This is a genomic window from Acidobacteriota bacterium (assembly GCA_016184105.1).
GTDB lineage: Bacteria > Acidobacteriota > Vicinamibacteria > Vicinamibacterales > 2-12-FULL-66-21 > JACPDI01.
Genome location: JACPDI010000028.1, coordinates 140,071 through 146,467, shown reverse-complemented (window position 1 = coordinate 146,467; position 6,397 = coordinate 140,071). Strand labels below are relative to the sequence as shown.

The 6,397-nt window shown below is 69.5% G+C and carries 6 protein-coding genes; 4 read left to right on the top strand and 2 right to left on the bottom strand.

The genetic code is table 11. From position 1 onward, the window contains the following. Positions 1-216: 216 nt before the first annotated feature. The gene (locus HYU53_11080) at positions 217-639 is read right to left on the bottom strand and encodes a hypothetical protein (GenBank protein MBI2221736.1); all 423 of its coding nucleotides are present in this window, start codon (positions 637-639) and stop codon (positions 217-219) included. Between the two features lie 126 nt (positions 640-765). Here HYU53_11080 and HYU53_11075 point away from each other — a divergent pair, with 126 nt between their 5' ends. Further along, a complete protein-coding gene (locus HYU53_11075) occupies positions 766-2,220 on the top strand; it encodes a DUF1800 domain-containing protein (protein MBI2221735.1) in 1,455 nt (484 codons plus the stop codon). 20 nt (positions 2,221-2,240) lie between these two features. Further along, positions 2,241-3,500: a DUF1501 domain-containing protein gene (locus HYU53_11070; protein MBI2221734.1), complete on the top strand. Its 1,260-nt coding sequence runs from the start codon at positions 2,241-2,243 to the stop codon at positions 3,498-3,500. Positions 3,501-3,527: 27 nt separating this feature from the next. On the opposite strand, the gene HYU53_11065 is transcribed toward HYU53_11070, so the two are convergent. After that, entirely contained in the window at positions 3,528-3,917 is a 390-nt protein-coding gene (locus HYU53_11065) for a hypothetical protein (protein MBI2221733.1), read from the bottom strand. Positions 3,918-4,007: 90 nt separating this feature from the next. Between HYU53_11065 and HYU53_11060 the strand changes: the two genes are divergently transcribed. Further along, positions 4,008-5,573, top strand: coding sequence for a response regulator (locus HYU53_11060; GenBank protein MBI2221732.1), 1,566 nt, complete (start codon positions 4,008-4,010; stop codon positions 5,571-5,573). A 129-nt stretch (positions 5,574-5,702) separates the two neighbouring features. Beyond that, positions 5,703-6,380, top strand: coding sequence for an RNA polymerase sigma factor (locus HYU53_11055; protein ID MBI2221731.1), 678 nt, complete (start codon positions 5,703-5,705; stop codon positions 6,378-6,380). Positions 6,381-6,397 lie beyond the last annotated feature (17 nt).

Below are 6,397 nucleotides of genomic sequence, written 5' to 3'. Positions count from 1 at the left end.
CGCACCGGCAACGGCCGCCGGCCATCGCGCGCCACGACCGTGTACGGCGCAGGCCCGCCCGGCGTCGCGGGCTGTGCCGTTCCCGCCGGCGCCTGGCCGAGCGCGCCGCAGACGGCCAGCGACAGGGCGATGAGGCGTCTCAAGGCTGTGGAAAACAAGGAGATCAATGATACCGCGCCGCGGGCGCTCAATAGCCGCCGGTCTGAAGGCCGGCGGCTACGGCGCGCGTTTTCCGAACACCTGCAGCTGGATGCCGCCGCCCTCCACCGGCGTGACGTAGCGCTTGACCAGGTGAAGCCGCGACCACTCGATGGCGACAAGAACAGGGGCGTCGCCACGTGGAAAGGGGTAGGCCGTGACCTGCATGTCCTCGGGCGCGTGCTCGAGAACGGCGGCCGCCGGCTTGTCGACATAGGCGAGCAGGATGGTTGAGTCCCGAAGCCGGTGCACCTCGAAGCTGTGCCGGGTCGCCGCGCGGAACAGCGGCGCATTTTCGGCCCCCGGCGAGTGGGTGAACCCGTAGACGCCGGGCGGCAATTGCAGCAGGCCGGCCCCTTCCTCCTGCACAGTCAGCGGCCGGACGCGGTGCGCATCGCGCAGCGCCTGGCGCTCCGGAGTGTCGACGGCAAGCGCGGGCATGGAGAAATTTTACGAGGTTCAAGACGGGAGGTTCAACACGAGGGTTCGGCGACGGCGAAAAAATTTAACCCCCGCGCTCGGGGGAGGTCTAAGATAAGAACCCTTTCCGCGGGGGCGGAGGAGCGCATGCCGAGGGGCAGAGAGCGGGACATCGAGCACCTGCTGCGCCGCGCCGGTTTCGGGGCGACGCAGGCGGAGATCGACGAGTTCGCCGATCTCGGGTTCCAGCGGACCCTTGACCTGCTTCTCGAATACGAGCGCGTCCCCGACCTCGTCGACGCGAATATCCAGAAGCCGGGTTACCTCGGCGTGACCTCGCGCGGCGTCTTTTCCCCGAACACCGTCATCAACGACGCGCGGCAGCGGTGGCTCTTCCGCCTCGTGCACTCGCCGCGCCAGCTCCAGGAGAAGATGGCGCTCTTCTGGCACAACCACTTCGCGACGGCGTACAGCAAGATCGCGGCCGCCGCGGGCTCCGTCGCCACCACGCGCATGTTGGCCGCCAAGCCGTTCGAGGACGCCAGCGGGGTGCGCGGCCAGCTGGAGCTGCTGCGACAGCACGCGCTCGGCAACTTCCGCACGCTCCTGGTCGAGACCGCGAGAGATCCGGCGATGCTGTTCTGGCTCGACGGACGGACGAACATCCGGACGCGGCCGCAGGAGAATTACGCGCGCGAGCTGATGGAGCTGTTCACGATGGGCGTCGGCTTCTTCCAGGAGGCCGACGTGTACGCGGGCGCGCGCGTCTTCACCGGCTGGAACGTCCAGCGCCACGGCGCGGGAGACACGCTGTACTTCACGTTCCTCTACAACGCCGCGCAGCACGATACCGGCCCGAAGGAGTTCAGCTTTCCGATCTACCGGGACGGCGGCCGGCGGATTCCCGCGCGCAGCGCCGCGGACGGCATGCAGGACGGCTTCGATCTGATCGACGCGGTGGCGCGGCATCCCGAGACCGGCCGCCGGCTCGCGCGGAAGCTGTACGCGTTCTTCGTCAACGAGGTTTCGAGCCCGGACGAGGACCTGATCGAGGCGCTTGCCTCCGAGTACTACGCGAGCGGCTTCGAGATGAAGCCGATGCTGCGCCGCCTGTTCACCTCGCGCCGGTTTCGCCAGCCGGAGAACCACCACGCGCGCTACTCGTGGCCCGTGGAGTTCGTGGTGCGCGCGCTGAAGGAAGTCGGGTGGACCGGGTTCTCGGCGAGCGAGGCGCTGACGCCGCTCTCGAACATGGGACAGCAGCTCTTCGAGCCGCCGGACGTGAACGGCTGGGAGCTGGGGCGCGGGTGGTTCTCCACCGGCGCGATGCTGGCGCGGATGAACTTCGCCGCGCAGCTCGCGACCAACCAGAAGTTCAATCTTCGAGACGGGGCGCGGGCGGACGGCCGCACGCCCGAGTCGCTGCTCTCGGCGTTTCTCGATCGCCTGACGCCGGCGCCGCTCGATGCCGGCGTGTCCCGCTCGCTGCTCGATTACCTGCGCGCGGGCGGCGCCTGGTCGGGCAGCGACGCGCAGCTGCTGGCCAAGGTGCCGGGGCTCGTGCACCTGCTCGTCGGGTCGGGTGAGTATCAACTGGTCTAGCCTCGGGGCTGGGAGCGTCGATGCCGATCACCAGGCGTGAGTTCGTGCGGGGGGGCGTGGCGGCGTTCACGATGGGGTTTGCCGCGCCCGCGTTCCTGGCGGACCTCGCGCGCGCGCAGGGCGCGTCGCGCCGCAACCTCGTCATCCTCTATCTGAGCGGCGGCAACGACGCGCTCAGCACCGTCGTTCCCTACAACGATGCGTCGTACTACAGCCGCCGGCCGGCGCTGGCCGTCCCGGCCGGCGAGGTGCTGCAGATCGGCAGCGATCGCAGCGGCGTCGCGCTGGGGCTGCACCCGCGGCTCGCGGGGCTGCGGCAGATCTTCGACGCGGGACGGCTGGCCATCATCCAGCGCACCGGCTACGAGAACTCGAGCCGCTCGCATTTTCAGGGGACGGACATCTGGTCCAGCGCCGACCCGCGCTCGCCGCAGGGGACCGGGTGGCTCGGGCGCTATCTGGATCTGCTGCCGCCGCCGGTGGACCCGCTCGTCGCGTGGAACACCGCCCGCGAGACGCCGCGCACGCTGCTGGCACGCACGGTCGGCGTGCCCGCGATCGCCAGCGTGCAGAACTACGCGTTTGCGAGCCCGAACAAAGGGGCGGAAGCCTCGTACGAGCGGCTGGCGGCGGCGGCCATCGCGTCCCACGTGCCGATCGACCAGCCGCACCTCGCGTTCGTGAACGCGAGCGCGCAGGCCGCGCTGGCCACGCTGGACCGCGTCGCGTCGGTCGCGCAGTATCGCGCCACCGTCGCGTACCCGAACAACGGCTTCGGCCAGGCGCTCAGCGCCATCGCGGGCGCGATGGCGCGCGGCATCGGCACCCGGGTGTTCTGGGTGCAGACCGGCGGCTTCGACACGCATGCGGGACAGAACACGCTCGCCGGCACGTACGCGACGCTGATGGGAACGCTCAACGACGGGGTGACCGCCTTCTACAACGACCTGGCCAACCAGGGGCTGCTGCAGGACACGCTCCTCATCCAGTTCTCGGAGTTCGGCCGCCGGATCACCGAAAACGGCAGCCAGGGCACCGATCACGGCGCGGCGGGCGTGATGATGGCGATTGGCGGCGGCGTGCGCGGCGGGATCTACGGCACCGCGCCGAACCTCGGCGCGACGCCCGACAATCCCACGCTCGAAAACAACGGCGCCGACGTCCACTACGAGACCGACTTCCGTTCCGTGTACGCGAAGGTGATCGACTCGTGGCTCGGCGCCAGCTCGGTGCGGATCCTGAACGGCGACTTCCGCGCCGCTGCCCCCGCGTTCCTCTGAGGCCTGAACCCTGAACCCTGACCCTGGCTACTGCACCAAGACCCTCCCCCTCAGCGTCGCATTCGTGGGCTGCTCGTGATCGTGGTACCCGCAGGTGCGCACGGTCACGAGGTTGCCGGTTTCGCGCGACTGGCCCGGCAGCAACGCTCCGGCGGTATTGATCTCGGGGCAGTCGGTGTGTTCCGGGTGAGGGTCGGACGTCATGTCGTGCCGCCGCGTGTCGTTGTTGACAAACGTCACGCGGGAGCCAGCCGGGACGGTCAGCGACGTCGGGCTGACGCCCGACGCGGTGATCGTCACCGTGCGCGCGCCCGGGTTGGACGGAGCCGACGGGGAGCCGGCGTTGCCGCCGCACGCGAGGACCGTGGCCGTGACGAAGAGGCCAGCCGCGCGCCACGCGGTCTGAGCGTGAGCCATCAACCGCGATTAGACCACGGCCGCGGCCGAAAGGTGACAAGGACGAGCTTGACGCCGGGGGTGGGACATTCTAATTTGCCCTGCTGCGCCGTGTCTCACGCCGACCCGCTCCAGGAGAGCGGTTTCCTCGCCCTGCTCGAAGCCGCTCCCGACGCGATGGTCATCAGCGACGGGCGTGGGCGAATCGTGCGCGTCAACGCGCAGGCCGAGCGCCTGTTCGGCTACACGCGGAACGAGATGATCGGCCGGGAAATCGAACTGCTCGTCCCGCATCGCTACCGGCCCGCGCACGTTGGCCACCGCGACGCGTACCTCCGCAACGCGAAGACACGCCCGATGGGCGCGAACCTCGAGCTGTACGCGCTTCGCAGCGACGGGTCGGAGTTCCCGGTGGAGATCAGCCTCAGCCCCCTGTCATCTGACAGCAGCCGGTTGGTCGTCTCCGCGATCCGCGACATCACCGACCGGCGCGCGGTGGAAGCCGAGCGCAACCGCCTGATCCAGGAGCGCGCGGCGCACGCCGAAGCCAACCGCGTGAAGGACGAGTTCCTGGCCACGCTCTCGCACGAGCTGCGCACGCCGCTCAACGCGATCCTTGGCTGGGCGGCGCTGGCCAGGACGAGGCCGATGGACCCGGAAGTGGAGCGGGCGCTGTCCACGATCGAGCGCAACGCGCGCATGCAGGTGCAGCTCATCGAGGACCTGCTCGACGTGTCACGCGTGCTGGCGGGGAAGCTGCGGCTGGACATGGCGGCGCTGGACCTGGCCGAGGTGTGCGACAGCGCCGTTGAAGTCATCCGGCCCGCCGCGCAGGCGAAAGGCATCCAGCTGAACGTCGTCTACGAATCGAAGCCGCTGCTGATGGTGGGAGACGCGGACCGCCTGCAGCAGGTCATCTGGAACCTGCTCTCGAACGCGGTGAAGTTCACCGAGCGAGGCGGGCGCGTGGATCTGACGGCCCGGCACACGGAGGAGGGCACCATCCGGCTGCTCGTGCGGGACACGGGCCGCGGCATCTCCGCCGAGTTCCTGCCGCACGTCTTCGATCGCTTCCGGCAGGCGGACAGCAGCAGCACGCGGCAGTTCGGCGGACTGGGACTCGGGCTGTCCATCGCGCGGTCGCTCATCGAGTCGCACGGCGGCTCGATTGAAGTGGCGAGCTCGGGCGCGGGACGCGGGGCCGCGTTTGCCGTGACGCTGCCGGCGCGCAGCGCTCCCGCGCGCACGGTCGCCGACGCGGCGGTCGTTGATGCGCAAACGCTCGGCGGGCTCCGCCTGCTCGTCGTGGACGACCAGCCGGACGAACGCGAGCTGCTCGCGGAGATCCTGACGCGTCACGGTGCGATCGTCCGCACCGCCTCGTCGGGGTCCGAAGCGCTGGAGATCGCGCCGGGGTTCGATCCCCACGTGCTCATGACCGACATCGCGATGCCGGGCGAGGACGGGCACGTGCTGATGCGGCGCATCCGCGACCTGCCCGGCAGAATCGGCCGCGTGCCGGCGATCGCCGTCACGGCGCACGCGCGGGCCGAGGACCGCTACCAGGCGTTCGCGGCCGGGTTCCAGGACTACGTCGCCAAGCCGGTCGATATCGGCCGCCTCGTCCGGCGGGTGGCCAGGCTTGCCCGGCTGCCCGCGCGCGTGGGTGGAGAATAAGTGGGACAGTCACACTTTCCGAAGCAGCGACCGGGGAAAGTGTGACTGTCCCACTTATTCTCCTCTGAGGCCCACCGGGCGCGTGTCACCGTTTTGACCCCAGCTGCTCTAATCTATGGAGGCGGAGGGATGTACGTGGTCAGCGCGGCCGTGCTGGAACAGTGGAACGGGCTCAGCGACGAGCAGGTCGTCGCCCAGGTGTTGAGGGGGCAGACGGCGCTGTTCGAGGTCTTGATGCGCCGCTACAACGAGCGCATCTACCGCGCGGCCCGGGCGATCGTGCGCGACGAGCGCGAGGCCGAAGACGTGATGCAGCAGGCCTACGTCAACGCGTACGCGCACCTTCGACAGTTCTCGGGCGCGGCGAGGTTCTCGACCTGGCTGACGAAGATCGCGATCAACGAGGCCCTGGCGCGAGTGCGCCGCCGGCAGCGCTACGAACCCTTCGATGAAACGTCGAACGTGGAGCCGTTCATGACCCCAGGTTCAACCGACGATCCCGAGCGCCAGGCGTTCAGCGGCGAGCTGCGCGGGTTGCTCGAGTGGGCGATCGACCGCCTGCCCGACGGCTCGCGCGAAGTGTTCATGTTGCGGGATGTCGAAGGGCTCAGCACGGCCGAAGTTGCGGAAACCCTCGAGGTTTCCGAGGATGTCGTCAAGACGCGCCTGTCGCGCGCGAGGGCGGCGCTGCGGCAATCGCTGCTCGAACGGACGGGCGCCACGGCGCCGGATGCCTTCCGCTTCTATCGCCCGCGCTGCGACCGCGTCGTCGCGGCGGTCCTGGCGCGGATCACGGGCGGGGAATAAGTGTGACAGTCACACTT

Excerpts from the sequence above, each read along its gene's own strand:
- HYU53_11080 (MBI2221736.1), bottom strand. The coding sequence starts at position 639 with ATGCCCGCGCTTGCCGTCGACACTCCGGAGCGCCAGGCGCTGCGCGAT.
- HYU53_11075 (MBI2221735.1), top strand. The coding sequence starts at position 766 with ATGCCGAGGGGCAGAGAGCGGGACATCGAGCACCTGCTGCGCCGCGCC.
- HYU53_11070 (MBI2221734.1), top strand. The coding sequence starts at position 2,241 with ATGCCGATCACCAGGCGTGAGTTCGTGCGGGGGGGCGTGGCGGCGTTC.
- HYU53_11065 (MBI2221733.1), bottom strand. The coding sequence starts at position 3,917 with ATGGCTCACGCTCAGACCGCGTGGCGCGCGGCTGGCCTCTTCGTCACG.
- HYU53_11055 (MBI2221731.1), top strand. The coding sequence starts at position 5,703 with ATGTACGTGGTCAGCGCGGCCGTGCTGGAACAGTGGAACGGGCTCAGC.